This window comes from Labrys sp. F242 (assembly GCF_057813875.1).
This window is the reverse complement of record NZ_JBVASG010000001.1, coordinates 3,142,209-3,158,712: the sequence shown is the minus strand read 5'-3', so window position 1 is coordinate 3,158,712 and position 16,504 is coordinate 3,142,209. Positions and strand designations below refer to the sequence as shown.

Genomic DNA, 16,504 nt, shown 5'->3' with positions numbered 1-16,504 from the left:
GGCCGTGTTCGGGCAGCAGCCTCCGATCGGCTCATGAAACGGGGTGAGGGGTGTTGCGCTTTCTCGTGGTTCGGGCGGCGTTGGCCGGTGCGGGAGCAAGGCTCGAACTGGGCGGCTCCATGCCGGGAATGACCAGATTGGGCTTCGTCGCGTAGATCGAGTAGAGGGCGGCCAGCATGGCGTCGCGGTCGGGAAAGCGCTGTTCCTCGTAGCAACCCAGCGGGTTCTTGGCCGCATTGACCAGGCATTTGTTGCAATAGGTGCAGGGATTGGCGGGGCGGTCGTGCCCCGCCTGCCATTGCTGCGGCAGATCGTTGTTGGCGATCAGGGAACGGGCGATCGCCACGCCGTCGCACTGGCCCGAGGTCAGGGCCTGCCTGACCACCGAGGCCGTCTGGAAGCCGCCGGTGACCAGCACCGGGATGGCAAGGGCCTGCTTGAATTGGCGCGCCTCCTCCAGGCTGATGCCTTCGATGCCATGGCCCTTCTTCATGCGGAACCACAGCCAGCGGAAGATCGGGCGCAAAGCCGGGTAGCGGAACAGCAGGAAATTGCGCAGGCCGTACAGGCCGGAAGCGATCATAGCGTCATAGACGACGGCCAGGGTCTCCAGCGAAAGGTCGCCCGGCGGGTTGAGCGGGTGGGGAAACAGCGAGCCGGTGGAGACGTGGATGGCATCGACCCCCGCCGTCTGGCAGTAGCGCGCCACCTCGATGGTCTCGTCGATGGTGTTGCCCTTCTTTTCCCAGGGAATGACGTTGTTGCGATCGACCGCGGAGAGCTTGACCTGCAGATGGAAATCCCGGCCGACATGGCTGCGGATCGAGCGGATGACCTCCAGGAGGAAACGCGCCCGGTTGGGCAGCGAACCGCCATAGTGGTCGGCGCGGTCGTTGATGCCGGAGGAGAGGAACTGGGTGAAGAGGTAGCCGTTGGCCGCATGCAACTCGACGCCGTCGCAGCCTGCCTCCCGAGCCCGCCAGGCGGCTCTCCCGAATTTCTCGACCAGGATGGCGATCTCGCCTGCGGTCATCGCCTGGGTCGGGAAGCCGTGCAGCGTCTCGCGCGCATTGGTGGGGCTTGCCACCGGGCGATGCTGGTTGGTGACACCGGGTACGTCCATCTGCCGGCCCGAATGGCTGAGCTGCATGATGAAGCGGCAGTCATGGACGTGGACTGCTTCGGCGATGCGGGCCCAGAGCGGGATAAAGGCATCGCGATGATTGGTGGCGTAGTTGGCTGCGATCCGTCCCTCGATCGCCACCGGCACGAAGGAGGTGATGATGGCGCCGATGCCGCCCCTGGCGAATTTGCTCTCCCAGTTGAGACGCGTCTGGGTGGGCGAGCCGTCCTCATTGTCCCAGCGCCCGGAAATGCTGGAGCGGAAGATGCGGTTCTTCACCGTGAGGCTGCGGAAATGAAGCGGCGTGAAGATCGGATCCTGGGTCATGGCGATGTTTTCCTGCGCAAGGGCTCTAGCGGCGCGCTCGCGTCCAGATCTGCTCCAGCAGCCTGAACACGAAGCCGGAGGCAGGGCAGGCGCTCCAGGAGGCCGACTGAAAGGCGGTGGCGGGGTCGAGCGTGCGCGCGGTCGCATGAGCGAGTTTGAAGCGCACCAGGGTCCCATGCGTCAGGGAGCCACCCGGGACGTCGGCGACGCCCTTGGCCTGGCGCAGCACGGAATCAGGCGCCGCCAGGCAAGCCATCGCCGCCGCCTTGCCGTCGAGAGCATGGCGGCTGGCGCTATCGTCATGGAGGGCGCGCAGGCGGTCGAGGCTCGCCATGATGTTGTGCACGCCGATGCCGATGGCGTGGATGGCCTCCGGATCGCGTCCGACCGCGGCAGCCAGGATGTCCCTGTCGGCATGCAGGGTGCCGAACACGGCCTGCTGCAGCCAACGCAGCGGATTGACCGTTCGCGCGGTGGCATCGAAGCGGATCGCGGCTTCCCAGAGGCGTTGTGCCGCCGCATCGTCCAGGGTGAAGCCAGGAACGAATTGCTGCGCGATCAGGGCCTGCAGGGCCGGTCCCGCTCTGTCGCGCGTTACGTCGCCGCGCACATAGGCGATCAGGGCATGGTCACCGGCGAGATCGGGCAGGAGGACATGCCGCAGCCTGTCGGCCAGGGCAGCCTGGGCGGCGCGCCGTCCGGCGTCGTCGCGGCCGCGCATGGTGGGCAGAAGGGTCCCGTCGATGCTGAACACCCGGCTCAGCCGCCCGGCCAGCATCCGGTTGAACAAGGGGCCGGCCTTGTCATAGGCACGGTCGAGACGGGGATCCCGGTCGATCGCACCGATGGTGGCGGCATCGTCGACCTCGAGAAGATCGATCAGCAAGGGGATATGGATGCGGCGGGTCATCTCACCTGCTCGCCTTGGTCCAGGGGAAGAAGACGTTGCGCGTCGCGGTGAAGGCCGGCGCGAGTTCCGGGGCATGGCGCTGCAGCACGGTGAGGAGCGAGTTCTCCTGGACCCAGCGGAAGCCGGCCGGCGTATAGATCTCGGGACGAAAATCCTCGGTGAAGAAGCGGTCGCTCTTGAGGCGGCGTGAGGCCATCAGGATGAAGATGCGGAAGGCCGTGTCCGAAAAGCCGAAGCCGGGCGGCGAACCATTATGGGCATTGCTCTCGACCAGGGTGCCGACCAGGAGGTCGACCTGTTCGACCGTGCCATAGACTTCGGCAAGCTCCGTGCGCCAGGTCGTGTCATTGGTCAGTTCCTCGAAATTGCGCGGTACCGGCGCGCCGATCTGGCGCCGGAACTCGCAATAGCGCGGCACGCCGCGCTCGCGGTCACGCAGAATGTCGATGGCGGCGAGGTCGACGAAGATGTTCTCCTCCACCCTCTTGTCGAGCCTTCTCAGCGTGTTGGGGAAATTATGCAGCACCAGGGCGCCGGGGTGGGAAGTGCCGAGCGAATAGACGACGTTGAGAAAGCCGGCTTCTTGGTAGACGGTGCGGGTCTTGCCCGCGAAGACGTCGGTGAGGTTGCGCTCGAACAGGGCGTCGTCATCCTCGTGACGGCGGAAGGAAAAGCTGTCCGGCATCAGCGAATGCAGGCGGTAGCAGGCGGCGAACTCCTCCGTCATGGCATAGGGCGCGCCGTGATGGTTCTTGGGGGAACCTGGGATGCCCGACAGGATCTCCCCGTCGCTGATACGGCCGAAGCTGTTCTTGTAGGTCTCGCCGAGCAGGCCGAAATAATTGCCGCGCATGGCAAAACGGCCGGACGGGGAGTTCATCAGGGCCGGGGTCCACTCGGCCGTGTGGATCTTGGCAAGCAAGGCGGCGTTGACCAGACGGGCCTTCTGGAACAGCCATTCGCCGGATTTGTCGGGATGGTCGATGCGCAGGCGGTCGACGATGGCGTTGTGCTCGCGGGCGAACAGCGTATGCAGCACGGAGAGGCCGACCCACCAATTGCCGTTGACGCCGGACAGTTCCGATCCCGCTTGTTTGGCTTCGGTGTCGACCGGCAGATGGCCGCGTTCGTCGAGATGGATCTTGCCGTCGGCACGGATCGCGCCGGTCGCGGGATTGCTGCGGATGCGGGTCTGCAGCGCGAGGCTGGAGCCATAGATCTGCGAGGCGTCCCACCAATGGCTCTCGGTGTTGGTGTAGGCGGCCGGCCGTCCAGGCTGGTCCGCCTCCGTCAGATCCGTCGGGGTCCGCAGCACCTCCATCGTCCTGGCCGGCCAGTCATCCCCCTCCGGGACGTCGAAGCGATGGGGATTTTCCTTCAGATTGGTGCCGTGGCTCAGCCAGTCATGCACCATGAACTGGATCCAAGCCGCCGCCAATACGTTCAGATGCGGTACGGGAACGAAGGCCTGGCGCGCCAGCAGTCTGGAACTGACCAGCCGCGGATTGGGCTCGTACAAGGTTGGCGCCACCTCGCCATAGGTCTTGTTCAATGCAACGTTTCGGCCGAAGCGTGTCTTGGCCCGCCCCATCCAGGGCTGGGCGAGATCGTTGTAGCTGCCGTCGGCCGTGCGGAACTGGAGAATGTCGAAGCCATCCGCCGGGTCGGGCCGCGCGGGTGCCGTCTCGGTATCGAAGAGGTTGTTCTGTCTCAAGATTCCCCGGCTGCCGAGCATGATGGCAACGCTCACAGGGAAGGGCCAGCGGTACCAGATGCGAAAGCGGCTCGTTCCCCGTGCCAGCAGGATCAGCAAGCGATCGACAATTCCAGTCATTGCATCCCCCTTGTGGCAGCAATGATGGGTAGGAAGCGCAGGTTTGTCGACTTGCAAATCCCGGATGATCAATCCGGAATCACGGTATTGTCACGGTATTTAACGCAATGAATTCTTCAGCATCGAGAGCATGGTGGAAGATTATACCTCGAAGATGAAAATCTTCAGGGCGCGGATTTTGTTTGTCTGATTTCTGATGAATTTACATTGACGCAAAGGGAGGGGTGACCCTTCTTGTCTGTTCAAAAGTCGTCGCGCAGTTTCAGGCTGCGCGCGGGCGCTGATGCCGAAGGATGGTGCGCTCGATCGTTTCGAGGCGCGTCTGCATTTCGATGACGAGCAAGGCGGCCCCGAGCAGCAATCCGGTGGGCAGATCGGACTGGGCCGGCGCGATGGTGAGGTTGCGCGTGGCCAGCGGCAGCGAGCGCTGATAGACCAGCTCGCGAATGCCCGACATCAGGTCCTCGCCGGCCAGTGAGAGCGTGCCGCCGATCACGATCACGCTGGGATTGAGCACGCTGACCACGTCGGAGGTCACCTCGCCGAGCACGCGTCCGGCTTCGCGCACCAGCCGCACGGCTTCCGGCTCGCCCGCCTGGGTCAGCGCGATGATGTCGCGGGCGGCCGAGGCCTCGATACCGTGGCTCCGCAGATCGCGGGCGATGGCCCAGCCGGCGGCCCGTGCCTCGACGCAGCCGAGTTTGCCGCAGCGGCAGAGCGGGGCGGGGGCGTGGGTGAGCTGAATATGGCCGATGTCGCCGGCCGCGCCCTGGGCGCCGCGATAGAGACGGCCATCGGTGATGATGCCGCTGCCGATGCCGGTTCCCGCCTTGATGTAGAGGAATTGGCCGACACCGGGCCAGAAACGACGATATTCGGCCAAGGTCATCAGATTGACGTCGTTCTCGATCGCGACCGGGGCGTCGAATTGGCGGAGCATCCAGGTGCGGATCTCGAAATCGTCCCAACCCGTCATGACGGAAGGGCCAACGACGCGGCCGCCTTCGTGGTCGACCGGCGCCGGCAGGCCGAGACCGATGCCGAGTACGTCCCCGCTGTCGCGCCCGATCTCAGCAAGCAGCGCTCGGAACTGCTCGACGATCCAGCCAAGAACCGGCACTGGGCCGCGGCGAATATCGATGTTTCCCACCGCTTCCGCCAGGATCCGTGGTTCGAGATCGGTGACGGCCAGGCGCACATGGCTCTCGCCGATATCGGCGCAAAGCGTCACGCCGAAGGCGGTGTTCAGTCGGATGAGGCGCGCGGGCCGGCCGCCGCTCGGCATCGCATCGGGTGCTTCCTCGATCAGCCCGGCGGCGAACAGGGCGGCGAGGCGTTCGGTCACGGTGGAGCGCGACAGGCCGGAGGCTTCGATCAGGGCAGAACGCGATCGCGCCTTTCCGGAGGCGATCAGCCAGAGGATCGCGCCGGCTCCCGCCGCCGAGCCTGCTTCCTGTCCCGACCTGACGCTATCCTTCACCGCGGCTCCTCGCTGCCATACCTGTTTTGCTGGCCGGCAACCTTATGACCAGAATCAGTCATAAGCCAGGAGAGAAGGGTCCATTTTCGCGAGCTCGGACGTCCCCGTCCGCTTTTTCTTGCTGCAAGCGTCGTGGTTCCAAGCTGCGGATCGTCCGACACTCTCTCAAGTGTCGTAGGGACGTCCGCGCTTCCAGGGGCATGATCAGCGCCGCCCGGTCAGCATCAGCAGATTGCCGGCGAGCACGACCGCGAGGCCTGATATGGCGAGCGTGGTCCAGACATAGCCTTCGAAGATCGTCGAAATGGCCAGCGCGACCACCGGGAACAGCACGGTGGAATAGCCGGCCCGGCTGGCTCCGATGCGCGACAGCAAAGTGAGATAGGCGGCAAAGGCGGCGACCGAGGAGAGCAGGGCCGACCAGAGCAGGGCGCCGAGATAATGCAGATTAGGCTCGATGATGAAAGCCTGACCGCGTGCGATGCTGAAGACAAACAAGAAAAGCGAGCCGTAGACCATGCCCCAGGCGGTCGCCGAGGTCAGGGAAATGGCGCGTTTCTTCAGGCTGAGGGTCAGCATGTTGCCGAAGCAGAAGCTGAGGGTGCCGACCACGCACAGGACGAGGCCGGTGAGGGCCGCGCTCGAAAGATGGTCGCCGGCGAGTTGCGGCGCGAACATCAAGCCGACGCCGGCAAAACCCATCAAGGCGGCGATGACCGAGCGCGGGCTGGGCTTCTGGCCGAATATGAGGGCGCTCAGCACGATATTGAACACCGAGGTCAGCGAAAAGACCACGGCGAGCAGGCCGGATGGTGTCGACAGGCCGCCATAGTAGAAGCACAGGAAATTGCTGGAGAAGAGCATCAGGCCAAGCCCGGCGAAGCCGAGATGGTCCTTCCAGGCGAAGGATAGTGGGCCACCCGAAAGCATGACCCAGCCCAGCATCATCACCGCGGCGAGCAGGAAGCGCCACAGCAGCGAGACTTCCGGCGCGACCACGCCGAGTTGCATGTGCAGTGCGATCCACGAGGTTCCCCACACGAAGACCACCCCGGCATAGAGGCCGAGATCGATGGCTCCGAGCGGTGCTGCCCGGCCCGGCCCTGCATTCAAAGTCGTACTGCTCATGGCCTCGATTATCGGGGGATTTGCCGGATCGGTCCAATCAAGCTCGCGAATGGAAGTCATCGCGCCGATTGATGGTTGCGGGACGCGGACGCTTCAACCGGGCCGGAATGACGGGCCTGCCAAACAGGCTTCGATACCGGCAGTGGCGGTTGGGCGATCCGAATTTTCACTGGCCCGATTGACAAGGAGCTGCAGGGATTTTTACTTATATGAATATTTTTTTCTAATTAGTGAAGCGTTGTATTGGGAGCTTTCCGCTAACCGATAGGAGAAATGCGTATGTTGAGGCGTACCAGGTATCCAATTCGTCTATTTTTGACTGCCGCGGTCGTTGCTTTCCTATTTTCCTCAGTGCCGCACGCGATAGCGTTTGAAGACACCAACAGATATCTGCCGATCACCGAGGCAGAGGTCGAAAAGACGGTCACGCTGACGGGACGCGATCTTACCTACCGGCAGGTTGTCGAGATCGCCCGCAATGGCGCCAAGGTCGAGCTCAGCCCCGAAGCGCGTCGACGCTCGGCCGATGCCTATGGCCTTTTGCTGCAGGGCGCTGCCGAGAACGTCACGATCTATTGGTTCAATCGTGGTGCGGGAGATCAGCGCGAGACGGTGATATTCTCGGGCGATCCGACGACCCCGGAAAACACCAAGCTCTTGAAGGATCAGCAGCTCGCGCGCTTCAAGGACGGTGTCAGGGATGGCTATGGGCCGGAGATCCGGGAAGAGGCTCTCGTGCGGGCCATCATGGCCATTCGCGCCAATACGATGTCATACGAGGCGGCCAGTCCGCCTCTGACGCAAATTCTCGTCGACATGCTGAACAAGCGGGTCACTCCCGTCGTGCAGTCGCGCGGCACGCTCGGCGAGGGGGATCTGAACACGATGGGCAATATCGGGGCCGCGATGGTCGGGGAAGGGGACGCCTATTATCGCGGCGTCAGAATGCCCGCCTCCCAGGCTCTCGCCCAGGCCGGCATCAAGCCCCTCGAACCTTTTGCCGCGGACGAGGCGGCGTTGATCAGCACCAATGCCTATGCGCAGGCGCAAGCGGTTCTGCTGCTCGAAGACTCCCGGAGGCTCTTGGAATGGGCAGATCTCACTTACGCAATGGACCTGCTGGGCATGAATTCCAGCGTGACGCCGATTTCGGCTCCGGTCCAAGCGATGCGTCCCTATGACTGGCTGACCTGGGACGCCGCCCGCATCATGGACATGATCAGGGGCAGCTATCTGTTCGATGACGATCCCGCGCGCATCATTCAGGATCCGGAGAGCATGCGGGCCTCGAGCCAGCGACAGGGATCGGCCTGGCATGCCTGGGCGGAACTCAGGGATTCCGTCAGCCTTTCCATCAATTCATCGGACCACAATCCGGCCACCATGCCGGGGCTCACGCCCGAAAGTTCCTGGGAACTGAGCACACCCCAATTCATGAAATACCATGTCAAGGGTGGGCCTCTCAGTGGCGGCAAGCAGGGTTACATCTTCTCCAACGCGAACTGGGACCCCTATCCCCTTGCCAATCAGGTCGAAGCGTTCACCATTGCCCTGACGAATATGGGCGCTGCGGTCTCCCAACGGATCGAACGGTTCAAGAACCCGTTCTTCACGGTGGTCAAGCCGGCCGATATCCTGAACGCCGAAACACGCAGGAACACGCCAACGTTCGGCGGATATCTGCCGACCGACCTGTGGCAGGAACTTTCGGAGATGGGTACGCCCGTCACGCCGGCCGGGCAGGCCATCGTCTCGACGGTCGAAGACCTCCAGGCGCAGACCAGGATCAAGACCGAGCGCGCCCGCAAGGCCGTCGACCTGTCCTTCGAATTGCTCGCGCATGACCTACTCACGGCGAGCTATTGGATGGAAATCCGAAAGATCCAGAATCCATCCCGCAATTTCGGCAAGGCACCTTCCGAAGCTCTCGCGGCCTTGCGGCAGGTCGTGCCGTGGCAACAGCCAGGGGCGGAACGCCCGAAACGGCCGATCGGGATGGTGGTGTATGATTTCCTGCAGGCCAATCCGGCATCGAAATTCTATGGCGGCGGCCCAACACCTCCGGCGGCCCGGCCCTTGCCGAAGGCCGGGCTGCAATAGCTGCCTGACGAAGGGGTGCTGGGCCAAGCAGCACCCGTTATTTCGCAGCGCCAGAGCGTTTTGATCGAACGGACTTTGACCGGCTGGTTCAATAGGCCTTTTCGTCGAAGACCGGATCGATCTTGCCGCCCCATTCGCCATGGAAACGGGCCAGCATCTCATCGGCGGCGGTGACGCCGCTTTCGACGACATCGTCCAGGCCGTCGAGGAAATGCTCCTCGTTGCGGCCTTCCCAATCCTCGATGTTGCGCGCCTTGAGTCCCTGGCGCGCGATGGCGAGGGTCCTGAGGGCGATGTCGCGGACGCTCTCACGGCGGAAGGGAGTCTTCAGGGCCTGCCGGCTGACGGAATCGCGCAGGGCCTGGCGCTCGGCCTCGTTCCAGTCCTTCACCAGGTCCCAGGCCGCGTCCAACGTGTCGTTGGAATAGAGCAGGCCGACCCAGAAGGCCGACAAGGCCGCGAGCTTGCCCGTCGGCCCGGCATCGGCGCCGCGCATTTCCAGATAGCGCTTCAGCCGCACTTCCGGAAACAGCGTGCCGAGATGGTTGGCCCAGTCCGACATGGTGGCGCGCTCGCCCGGCAATTGCGGCAGGGTGCCGGCCAGGAGATCGCGGAAGGAAGAGCCGGCCACGTCGTGATAGACGTCGCCGCGCTTGACGAAATAGAGCGGCACGTCGAGGGCATAGTCGACATAACGCTCGAAGCCCATGCCATCCTCGAAGGCGAAGGGCAGCATGCCCGTGCGGTCGAGATCGGTGTGGCGCCAGACTTCCGAGCGTAGCGACAGGAAGCCGTTGGGCTTGCCGTGCAGAAAGGGCGAATTGGCGAAGATGGCGGTGGCGATCGGCTGCAAGGCGAGCGAGACGCGCAGCTTCTTCACCATGTCGGCTTCGGAGGAGAAGTCGAGGTTCACCTGCACCGTCGAGGTCCGGTACATCATGTCGAGGCCCATCACGCCGACCTTGGGCATGTAGTTCGTCATGATCTCGTAGCGGCGCTTGGGCATGCGCGGCGTTTGCTCCCGCGTCCATACCGGCGACATGCCAAGGCCCAGGAAGCGGATGCCGAGCGGGCCGCCGATCTCGCGTACCTGGGCGAGATGGGCGTGGATTTCCGAACAGGTCTGATGGATCGAGGGCAGGGGCGCGCCGGAGAGTTCGAACTGGCCGCCGGGTTCGAGCGAAATGGCGCCGCCGCCGGTAATGTCGAGCATGCCGATGATATGCTCGCCTTCCATGATCGGCTCCCAGCCGAGCATCGCCTGCATGCCCTCGAGCAAGGCGCGGATGCCGTTGGGACCTTCATAGGGAACGGGCTGGTGCGTGCCGGCCCGGAAGGGGAACTTCTCGTGCTCCGTGCCGATCCGGAATTGGGACGGCGGTTTGACGCCCTTTTCGATCCAGGCGACGAGTTCGTCGCGCGAGCCAATGGGGGTTGAATCGATTACGTCGCGGGCCATGCGGGGAGAACCTTACAAAACGGCCCGGACCATAGACAGTGCCATCCGGGAAAACAATCAGGCGCCGATACAAGATCGCGTCAAAAGTGAGAAGGGGTACTGGAGCGCGGACATCGCAGCGATATGCTCGCATGTCGCGATGTCCGCACTTTCCTGTCTCTTGAGAGTTGTGAGTCCAAGAGCGGACTGGAAGTCCGCGCCCCATAGGAGATCCCGCCTCAGCGCCAATCTCCGCGGACAGCCTGCACCAAGGCGAGGGCTGCCACCGCCGCGGTGTCGGCCCGCAGGATGCGGGGACCGAGTGAGAGGCGGGTATGGCTGGGAATGCGGCCGATGGCGCTGCGCTCGACATCGTCGAAACCGCCTTCCGGGCCGATCAGCACGGCGAGCGGCCCCCTGGGAACGGCAGCGAGCGCCTCGAGCGGGCTGGCGATCGCAGCGCTCTCGTCGCAGAAGATCAGATGCATGTCGGGGTTCCAGTCTTCGGCAAGACGCATCAGGTTCTGTTCCGGCTTGATCTCAGGCACGGAAATCACGCCGCATTGTTCGGCCGCCTCGATGGCATTCGCCCGCATGCGCTCGAGATTGACCCGGGAAACCTGGGTGCGGCGGGTGATCACGGGCTGGATGGTGCCGACGCCCATCTCCACCGCCTTCTGCACCATGTAGTCGAGCCGGGCGTGCTTGAGAGGGGCGAACAGCCAGCGCAGTGTCGGTATCGGGGTCTGGGGCCGGGTCTGCTCCTCCACCTCCAGGCCGATGCGCTTGCCTTCATGCGCGACCGCGGCGGCAAATTCGCCGTCCGTGCCGTTGAAGACCAGGATGCGCGCACCCGACTTCAGGCGCAGGACATTGCCCAAATAGTTTTGTTGCGTCTTGTCGAGCGCGACCGGCTGTCCTTCGCCGAGCGGCGCATCGACGAAAAGCCGGACGGAAAGAAAATCATAGGCGGCCATGTACCGGGTCTTTGTTCTAAGCAGAGTATTTCGAGGTCGCCCACCAGGGGGCAATATCGAGATACTCTGCAAATGTTTGAGATCTTGCAGGTTCTTACCGACCGAGCCACGTGCTGGGTCGGTAAGAACCTGCTTGCAGAAAAACAGGGGGTGGACACGCCATCAAGCTGCCCCGAACTTGCGAGATCAATAGTTCCTCTGTATCGAGAGTGTCACCACCAATCTTGCGGATGTCCTCATGTTGCGTCTCGTTTCGATTTCCCTCGTCGCCGGCACCTTGCTGGCCGCAGCACCGGTCGCAGCGCAGGAGTCGGCTCCGATCGGCAACCAGTTCTGCAACAAGGACCTGCAGCCGATGATCGATCGCCGTGGGAAGATCGCACTGGCTTTGCAGGCGATCAACAAGCGCGGGCGGCCCAAGACCTTCGAACAGGCCAAGAAGACATTCAACGAGTTCTGCGGCAGTCTCTCCTCCTACATCGAGAACGACAAGAAGATGCTGGACTACATGCAGTCCAACAAGGAGTTCTGCTCGATCACGGACGAGAATGTCAGGCAAATCTCGGCAGACCTGGCCCAGACTCAGAAAACCAAGGCGAAGATCTGCTCCCATCCGCCGCGCCAGCAGGCCGCGCCGCAGCCTGGTCGCGGCGGGGGTGGGCCTGCAGCGCCCAAGCCACCCGTCAATCTGCGCCTGCAGTAAAGGGAGAGTGCCGGCATGGTGCCGCGTCCCGCCGAGGCTGGTCTGACCGGGCTGGCGAACAAGGTGGCCGACGCACCCACCGGCAACTGGGTCGATCGCCACGCGCCGGCTGCCTGGCGACCTTTTCTGCGCCTGTCGCGCGCCGATCGCCCGATCGGCGGCTGGCTCTTGATGTGGCCCTGCTGGTGGTCGGCGGCCCTCGTTGCCCTTCATCATGGCACGGCCGGCCAGACACTCTGGCATCTGGCGCTGTTCCTGATCGGCGCCTTCGTTATGCGCGGCGCCGGCTGCACGCTCAACGATCTCGCGGACCGGGACATCGACGGCAAGGTCGAGCGCACGCGCTCGCGGCCAATCCCGTCGGGGCAGGTCACCGTCCTTGCCGCCGCGGCCTGGCTGGGGGCGCAGGGCCTGATCGGTCTTGTCATTTTGCTGCAGTTCAACCTTTTCGCCGTCCTGCTGGGGATTTCCTCGCTGGCGGTGGTGGCCGTCTACCCTTTCATGAAGCGGATCACCTCCTGGCCGCAGGCCGTTCTTGGCCTTGCCTTTTCCTGGGGCGCGCTGATGGGCTGGGCCGGCGTCGCGGCGGGGCTGGCCCTGCCGGCGCTGCTGCTGTTCGCTGGATCGGTGCTGTGGGTGATCGCCTATGACACCGTCTATGCCTGCCAGGACAAGGAGGATGATGCGATCGTCGGCGTGCGCTCGACGGCGCTGCTGTTCGGCGACAAGGCGCGCGGTGCGGTCGGTGCGTTCTACGCCGGTGCCGTGGTGCTGATCGGGCTGGCGCTGGCCACCAATGGCGCCGGCCTCCTGTCCTATCTCGGTCTTGCCGGCTTTGCCGTGCATCTCGCCCGGCAGGTCATGCGCTTCGATCATCGCGACGGCGCGCTGAGCCTGATCCTGTTCCGCTCCAACCGCGACGCCGGCGCCATCCTGTTTGCCGGTCTGATCGCGGATTGCCTCTGGAACTGGCTCTAGGCCGGCTGTCAGGTCATCGTCGCCGGCAGGGCTGCAGCCAGGGCATCGACCGTCACGCGCACCTTCAGCGGCAGATGCGGCGTTTCCAGCCATAGCGCATAGGCGTCATAGAGAAAATCGGGCCGGTCCGGCAGGAGCTTGACCAGGGCGCCGGCCTGAATACGTTCGCGGACCAGCCAGGAAGGGAGCCAGGCCAGCCCCATGCCGGCTGCCGCCGCATCGGCTATGGCGGCGAGATCGTCCAGCCGCAACCGGCCGTTCGGCATGAATTCCCGCGGCTGTCCCTGCGCTGTCGGGAAAAGCCAGGGACGGATCCGGCCCGAGCGGCGATAGATGACGCAGGCATGACCGGCGAGGTCCTCGACCTGCATGGGCGTGCCATGATCGGCGAGATAGGACGGGGCGGCGCATAGGATCATGCGCTGGCGCGCGACGCGGCGCGCGATGATGCCGGCCCTGTCGTCCAGGGTGCCGGTGCGGATCGCCAGATCACAGCCATTCTCGGCAAGATCGATGATGGGGTCGCCGAGCGAAAGATCGAATGCGAGGGCGGGATGCCGCCGCGCCAACTCCAGCAGGACCGGCATGATGCAGTGGCGGCCGAACAGAGCAGGCATCGCGACCCGCAGCGTGCCTCGCGGTTCGGACAATTGGTCGGCGGCAAGGGCGTCCGCGGCCTCGGCTTCGGCGAGCACGATGCGGCAACGCTCGTAATAGGCACGTCCGAACTCCGTCAGGCTCTGGCGGCGGGTGGTCCGGTTGAGCAGGCGGACGCCGAGGCGCTCTTCCAGGAAGCGGACATGCTTGCCCACCATCGGCCCGGACAAGTCGAGCGCGGCGGCCGCCGCCGCAAAGGAACCGAGATCGACGGCCCTGACGAAGACGGCCATGCTCGCGAGGCGATCCATTATTCAAAACCAATGGTTTCTTCTGCTCTTCCTGACACAGCATTTATCCCGGAAATGAGGAGGTGCATACCATATTCGGTTCCATTGATTAGGAGTTCTACCAAATGGCTCGTATCGTTCGCTTCCATAGCCATGGCGGCCCGGAGGTGCTGCGCATCGAGGAGATCGCGCTTCCCGCACCGGGCCGGGGCGAGATCCGCATCCAGGTCAAGGCGCTGGGGCTAAACCGGGCGGAAGCCTTGCTGCGCAGAGGCAGCTATATCGAGACGCCGGTCCTGCCGTCGGGCCTCGGCCTGGAAGCCGCCGGCGTGGTCGAAGGCATCGGTGCCGGCGTCGACGGTTTCTCGCTCGGCGACGCCGTCAGCATCGTCCCGCCGCAATCGATGGTGCGCTGGCCTGCCTATGGCGAGTTGGCGAGCTTTCCCGCCGAACTCGTGGTCAAGCATCCGCCGTCACTGGGCTGGGCCGATGCCGCAGCGCTCTGGATGCCTTATCTCACCGCCTACGGCGCCCTGGTCGACATTGCCGGGATCCGGGCGGGGGACTTCGTGGCCATCACGGCGGCCTCGAGCAGTGTGGGGCTGGCGGCGATCCAGATCGCCAATCGTGTCGGCGCCAAGCCGGTCGCGATCACCCGGACTTCTGCCAAGAGGCAGGCCTTGCTGAATCATGGTGCAGGCGACGTCATCGCTGCCGAGGAGGAAGACCTCGAAGCGCGGCTAGGGGCGATCGCCGGTCCGCAAGGGGTGCGCGTGGTGTTCGATCCGATCGGCGGCCCGCTCTTCCTGCCCCTCACGGCGGCCATGGCGCGTGGCGGCATCTTGATCGAATATGGCGGATTGAGCAGCGCGCCGACCCCCTTTCCGTTGTTCACGGTGCTGAGCAAGAGCCTGACGCTGCGCGGTTATCTCGTCCATGAGATCACGGGTGACCCCGCGCGCCTCGAAGCCGCCAAGGCTTTCATTCTCGCCGGGGTACGGGAGGGGGCGCTCCGTCCCGTGATCGCCAGGACATTCGCCTTTGACGAGATCGTCGAGGCCCATCGCTTCCTGGAGAGCAACCAGCAGTTCGGCAAGGTCGTGGTGACGTTGTGAGCGAAACCCCTGGCTCTGGCCGGAACAAGGTCCGGACCGAAGCCAGGGGGCGACTTGTGAAGCCTCAATGGTCCTGCAACTGCTCGGCGAAGCGGATCAGATTGCCATGGCAATCGGTGATCGAGAACTCATGCGTTCCCCAGGGCTTGGCCTCGAGATGGCCTTTGCGGTGCACGATGTTGAGCGCGTTGAAATGCTCGTAGAGGGCCGCGATGCCGGTGACCTCGAGCCAGCAGCTTGTGGCCTGCGGCACCCGGCGGTTGCCCGTCAGCCAGAAGCTGAGACGCACGCCGTCGCGATGCAGGAGCAGGAAGGAGATGTCGCTGTGCAGGACCTCGAAGCCGAGCCTCTGGTAGAACTGCGTGGTTTCCTCGAAGCTGAGCGAGGCGAGAGTAGGGATCGCACCGGTGAGGCGCGCGGTCACGGCCTGGTTCATGACGTCACCGCCTTCTCCAGGATGCCGCGCCAGGCTGCCTGCTGATCGGTCGTGGCGCCGTCATCGGCCTGCAGCCGCGCCGCCTCGCCGCCCGAAGCGAGGTGCAACACGAGGATCGGCCTGTCGCCGAGCTCGATGCTGCCGCCTGACAAAGGTTTCTCGTTGAGGTGCCAGTCGAAGCCGGGATCGAGCACGTTGAGCCAGGGGCCCATCCTGACGATCCTTGCCAGCGGCCCACGATGGCTTTGCCTGACACCGTGATTGGCGACTTCCAGCCTGACCGGAATGGCCTCGGCGGCGGCGGCCTCCAGCACAGCCTGCAGGTCGGTCGGGTTGCCGGCCGGAGCGGCGTCCGTCGATGCTGAGGCGGGGCGGGAGAAGGGAATGGGTTGAACGCCGTCCGGCCAGGCGAGTTCGGCTAGCAGTCGCTCGAAAGCGGCGTGATCGGCCTTGTCACGGGCATAGATCTTCCAGAGTGCACCGCCCGCCGCATCGAACAATTGGATGCTGCGCAACGGTCCCTTGGGGTTGGCATCCTCCACATAGAAGGCGTGTGCAACCGAAGATGGTATCAAGGTAAGGCAGAACCCCTCGCCGGCGAAGCGAATTTCGCCATCCGACTCGGCTCCGGCAGGAAAGGCGACATCCTTTTCGTGCACGGCCGACTCATTGCGGATGAGTGACATTACGGTACCCAGATGCGGCAGGGCGGCGCAGAGCGCGTCGACCCGGACGGCCAGGCGCCTCGCGCCTTCGTCGATCCGGGTCTCCAGCAGGGCGGCTTCCGAAACCCCCAATTGCGCCGCGGCATCGCGAATGCGCAATCCGGACTGACTTTCCCGGAGAGCCTGCCACCGTTGTTTTAACTCGCTCATTTCCCTTCTTTCCCTCGGTTCTGATCGGCGCAAAATAGAGAAATTCAAAACTGGGACTTAAGCTTGTTATTGCAGTTTAGAACTAAGCAAAACTGCGCAGATTATATCAATATAATCAGGCATTAATCCCTTGACACACCCCATTTGCTGCCGCAAATCGCTGAAAACTGTATGAAACGGCGCCTGCTTCTAC

Annotated in this window: 14 protein-coding genes; 4 read left to right on the top strand and 10 right to left on the bottom strand. The window is 64.0% G+C overall.

Annotated elements, in window-relative coordinates; translation table 11 throughout:
- Positions 1-31: 31 nt before the first annotated feature.
- The 5 genes from ACZYTC_RS14865 to ACZYTC_RS14845 form a co-directional block, all read right to left on the bottom strand.
- A complete protein-coding gene (locus tag ACZYTC_RS14865) occupies positions 32-1,450 on the bottom strand; it encodes an NADH:flavin oxidoreductase (RefSeq protein ID WP_488989900.1) in 1,419 nt (472 codons plus the stop codon).
- A gap of 25 nt (positions 1,451-1,475) precedes the next feature.
- Positions 1,476-2,360: a hypothetical protein gene (locus ACZYTC_RS14860; protein ID WP_488989899.1), complete on the bottom strand. Its 885-nt coding sequence runs from the start codon at positions 2,358-2,360 to the stop codon at positions 1,476-1,478.
- A 1-nt stretch (position 2,361) separates the two neighbouring features.
- Positions 2,362-4,194 carry a peroxidase family protein gene (locus ACZYTC_RS14855; protein WP_488989898.1) on the bottom strand — a complete coding sequence of 611 codons (1,833 nt, stop codon included), beginning with the start codon at positions 4,192-4,194 and terminating at the stop codon, positions 2,362-2,364.
- A gap of 262 nt (positions 4,195-4,456) precedes the next feature.
- Positions 4,457-5,674, bottom strand: a complete 1,218-nt coding sequence (locus ACZYTC_RS14850; RefSeq protein WP_488989897.1) for an ROK family transcriptional regulator — start codon at positions 5,672-5,674, stop codon at positions 4,457-4,459.
- Between the two features lie 204 nt (positions 5,675-5,878).
- Positions 5,879-6,802, bottom strand: a complete 924-nt coding sequence (locus tag ACZYTC_RS14845; protein ID WP_488989896.1) for a DMT family transporter — start codon at positions 6,800-6,802, stop codon at positions 5,879-5,881.
- Positions 6,803-7,153: 351 nt separating this feature from the next.
- On the opposite strand from ACZYTC_RS14845, the gene ACZYTC_RS14840 reads away from it, so the two are divergent.
- Complete coding sequence (locus ACZYTC_RS14840; RefSeq protein ID WP_488989895.1) at positions 7,154-8,902, top strand: aromatic amino acid ammonia-lyase; 1,749 nt, start codon at positions 7,154-7,156, stop codon at positions 8,900-8,902.
- 88 nt (positions 8,903-8,990) lie between these two features.
- Here ACZYTC_RS14840 and ACZYTC_RS14835 read toward each other — a convergent pair whose 3' ends face one another.
- Entirely contained in the window at positions 8,991-10,361 is a 1,371-nt protein-coding gene (locus tag ACZYTC_RS14835; RefSeq protein WP_441772736.1) for a glutamate--cysteine ligase, read from the bottom strand.
- Between the two features lie 218 nt (positions 10,362-10,579).
- Positions 10,580-11,317 carry a 16S rRNA (uracil(1498)-N(3))-methyltransferase gene (locus tag ACZYTC_RS14830; protein WP_434955335.1) on the bottom strand — a complete coding sequence of 246 codons (738 nt, stop codon included), beginning with the start codon at positions 11,315-11,317 and terminating at the stop codon, positions 10,580-10,582.
- A 238-nt stretch (positions 11,318-11,555) separates the two neighbouring features.
- Here ACZYTC_RS14830 and ACZYTC_RS14825 point away from each other — a divergent pair, with 238 nt between their 5' ends.
- Both ACZYTC_RS14825 and ubiA read left to right on the top strand, forming a co-directional pair.
- A complete protein-coding gene (locus ACZYTC_RS14825; RefSeq protein WP_488989894.1) occupies positions 11,556-12,020 on the top strand; it encodes a hypothetical protein in 465 nt (154 codons plus the stop codon).
- Between the two features lie 18 nt (positions 12,021-12,038).
- Positions 12,039-12,998, top strand: coding sequence for a 4-hydroxybenzoate octaprenyltransferase (gene ubiA, locus ACZYTC_RS14820; RefSeq protein ID WP_488990013.1), 960 nt, complete (start codon positions 12,039-12,041; stop codon positions 12,996-12,998).
- A gap of 8 nt (positions 12,999-13,006) precedes the next feature.
- Here ubiA and ACZYTC_RS14815 read toward each other — a convergent pair whose 3' ends face one another.
- Complete coding sequence (locus ACZYTC_RS14815) at positions 13,007-13,906, bottom strand: LysR family transcriptional regulator (protein ID WP_441772737.1); 900 nt, start codon at positions 13,904-13,906, stop codon at positions 13,007-13,009.
- A 104-nt stretch (positions 13,907-14,010) separates the two neighbouring features.
- On the opposite strand from ACZYTC_RS14815, the gene ACZYTC_RS14810 reads away from it, so the two are divergent.
- The gene (locus tag ACZYTC_RS14810) at positions 14,011-15,000 is read left to right on the top strand and encodes a zinc-dependent alcohol dehydrogenase family protein (RefSeq protein ID WP_488989893.1); all 990 of its coding nucleotides are present in this window, start codon (positions 14,011-14,013) and stop codon (positions 14,998-15,000) included.
- 64 nt (positions 15,001-15,064) lie between these two features.
- Here the strand turns inward: ACZYTC_RS14810 and ACZYTC_RS14805 are convergent, their stop codons facing one another.
- Together ACZYTC_RS14805 and ACZYTC_RS14800 are read right to left on the bottom strand one after the other, a co-directional pair.
- On the bottom strand, positions 15,065-15,436 hold the full coding sequence (locus ACZYTC_RS14805) for a DUF8817 family protein (protein WP_149251795.1): 372 nt from the start codon (positions 15,434-15,436) through the stop codon (positions 15,065-15,067).
- Positions 15,433-16,311: a ChuX/HutX family heme-like substrate-binding protein gene (locus ACZYTC_RS14800; protein WP_488989892.1), complete on the bottom strand. Its 879-nt coding sequence runs from the start codon at positions 16,309-16,311 to the stop codon at positions 15,433-15,435. Before ACZYTC_RS14800 ends, ACZYTC_RS14805 begins: the two co-directional genes overlap by 4 nt.
- Between the last annotated feature and the right edge of the window lie 193 nt (positions 16,312-16,504).

Bases quoted from the DNA above. Each gene is read 5' to 3' on its own strand.
- ACZYTC_RS14835 (WP_441772736.1), bottom strand. From the start codon at position 10,361: ATGGCCCGCGACGTAATCGATTCAACCCCCATTGGCTCGCGCGACGAA.
- ACZYTC_RS14800 (WP_488989892.1), bottom strand. From the start codon at position 16,311: ATGAGCGAGTTAAAACAACGGTGGCAGGCTCTCCGGGAAAGTCAGTCC.
- ACZYTC_RS14810 (WP_488989893.1), top strand. From the start codon at position 14,011: ATGGCTCGTATCGTTCGCTTCCATAGCCATGGCGGCCCGGAGGTGCTG.
- ACZYTC_RS14845 (WP_488989896.1), bottom strand. From the start codon at position 6,802: ATGAGCAGTACGACTTTGAATGCAGGGCCGGGCCGGGCAGCACCGCTC.
- ACZYTC_RS14865 (WP_488989900.1), bottom strand. From the start codon at position 1,450: ATGACCCAGGATCCGATCTTCACGCCGCTTCATTTCCGCAGCCTCACG.
- ACZYTC_RS14860 (WP_488989899.1), bottom strand. From the start codon at position 2,360: ATGACCCGCCGCATCCATATCCCCTTGCTGATCGATCTTCTCGAGGTC.
- ACZYTC_RS14830 (WP_434955335.1), bottom strand. From the start codon at position 11,317: ATGGCCGCCTATGATTTTCTTTCCGTCCGGCTTTTCGTCGATGCGCCG.
- ACZYTC_RS14805 (WP_149251795.1), bottom strand. From the start codon at position 15,436: ATGAACCAGGCCGTGACCGCGCGCCTCACCGGTGCGATCCCTACTCTC.
- ACZYTC_RS14825 (WP_488989894.1), top strand. From the start codon at position 11,556: ATGTTGCGTCTCGTTTCGATTTCCCTCGTCGCCGGCACCTTGCTGGCC.
- ACZYTC_RS14855 (WP_488989898.1), bottom strand. From the start codon at position 4,194: ATGACTGGAATTGTCGATCGCTTGCTGATCCTGCTGGCACGGGGAACG.
- ACZYTC_RS14815 (WP_441772737.1), bottom strand. From the start codon at position 13,906: ATGGATCGCCTCGCGAGCATGGCCGTCTTCGTCAGGGCCGTCGATCTC.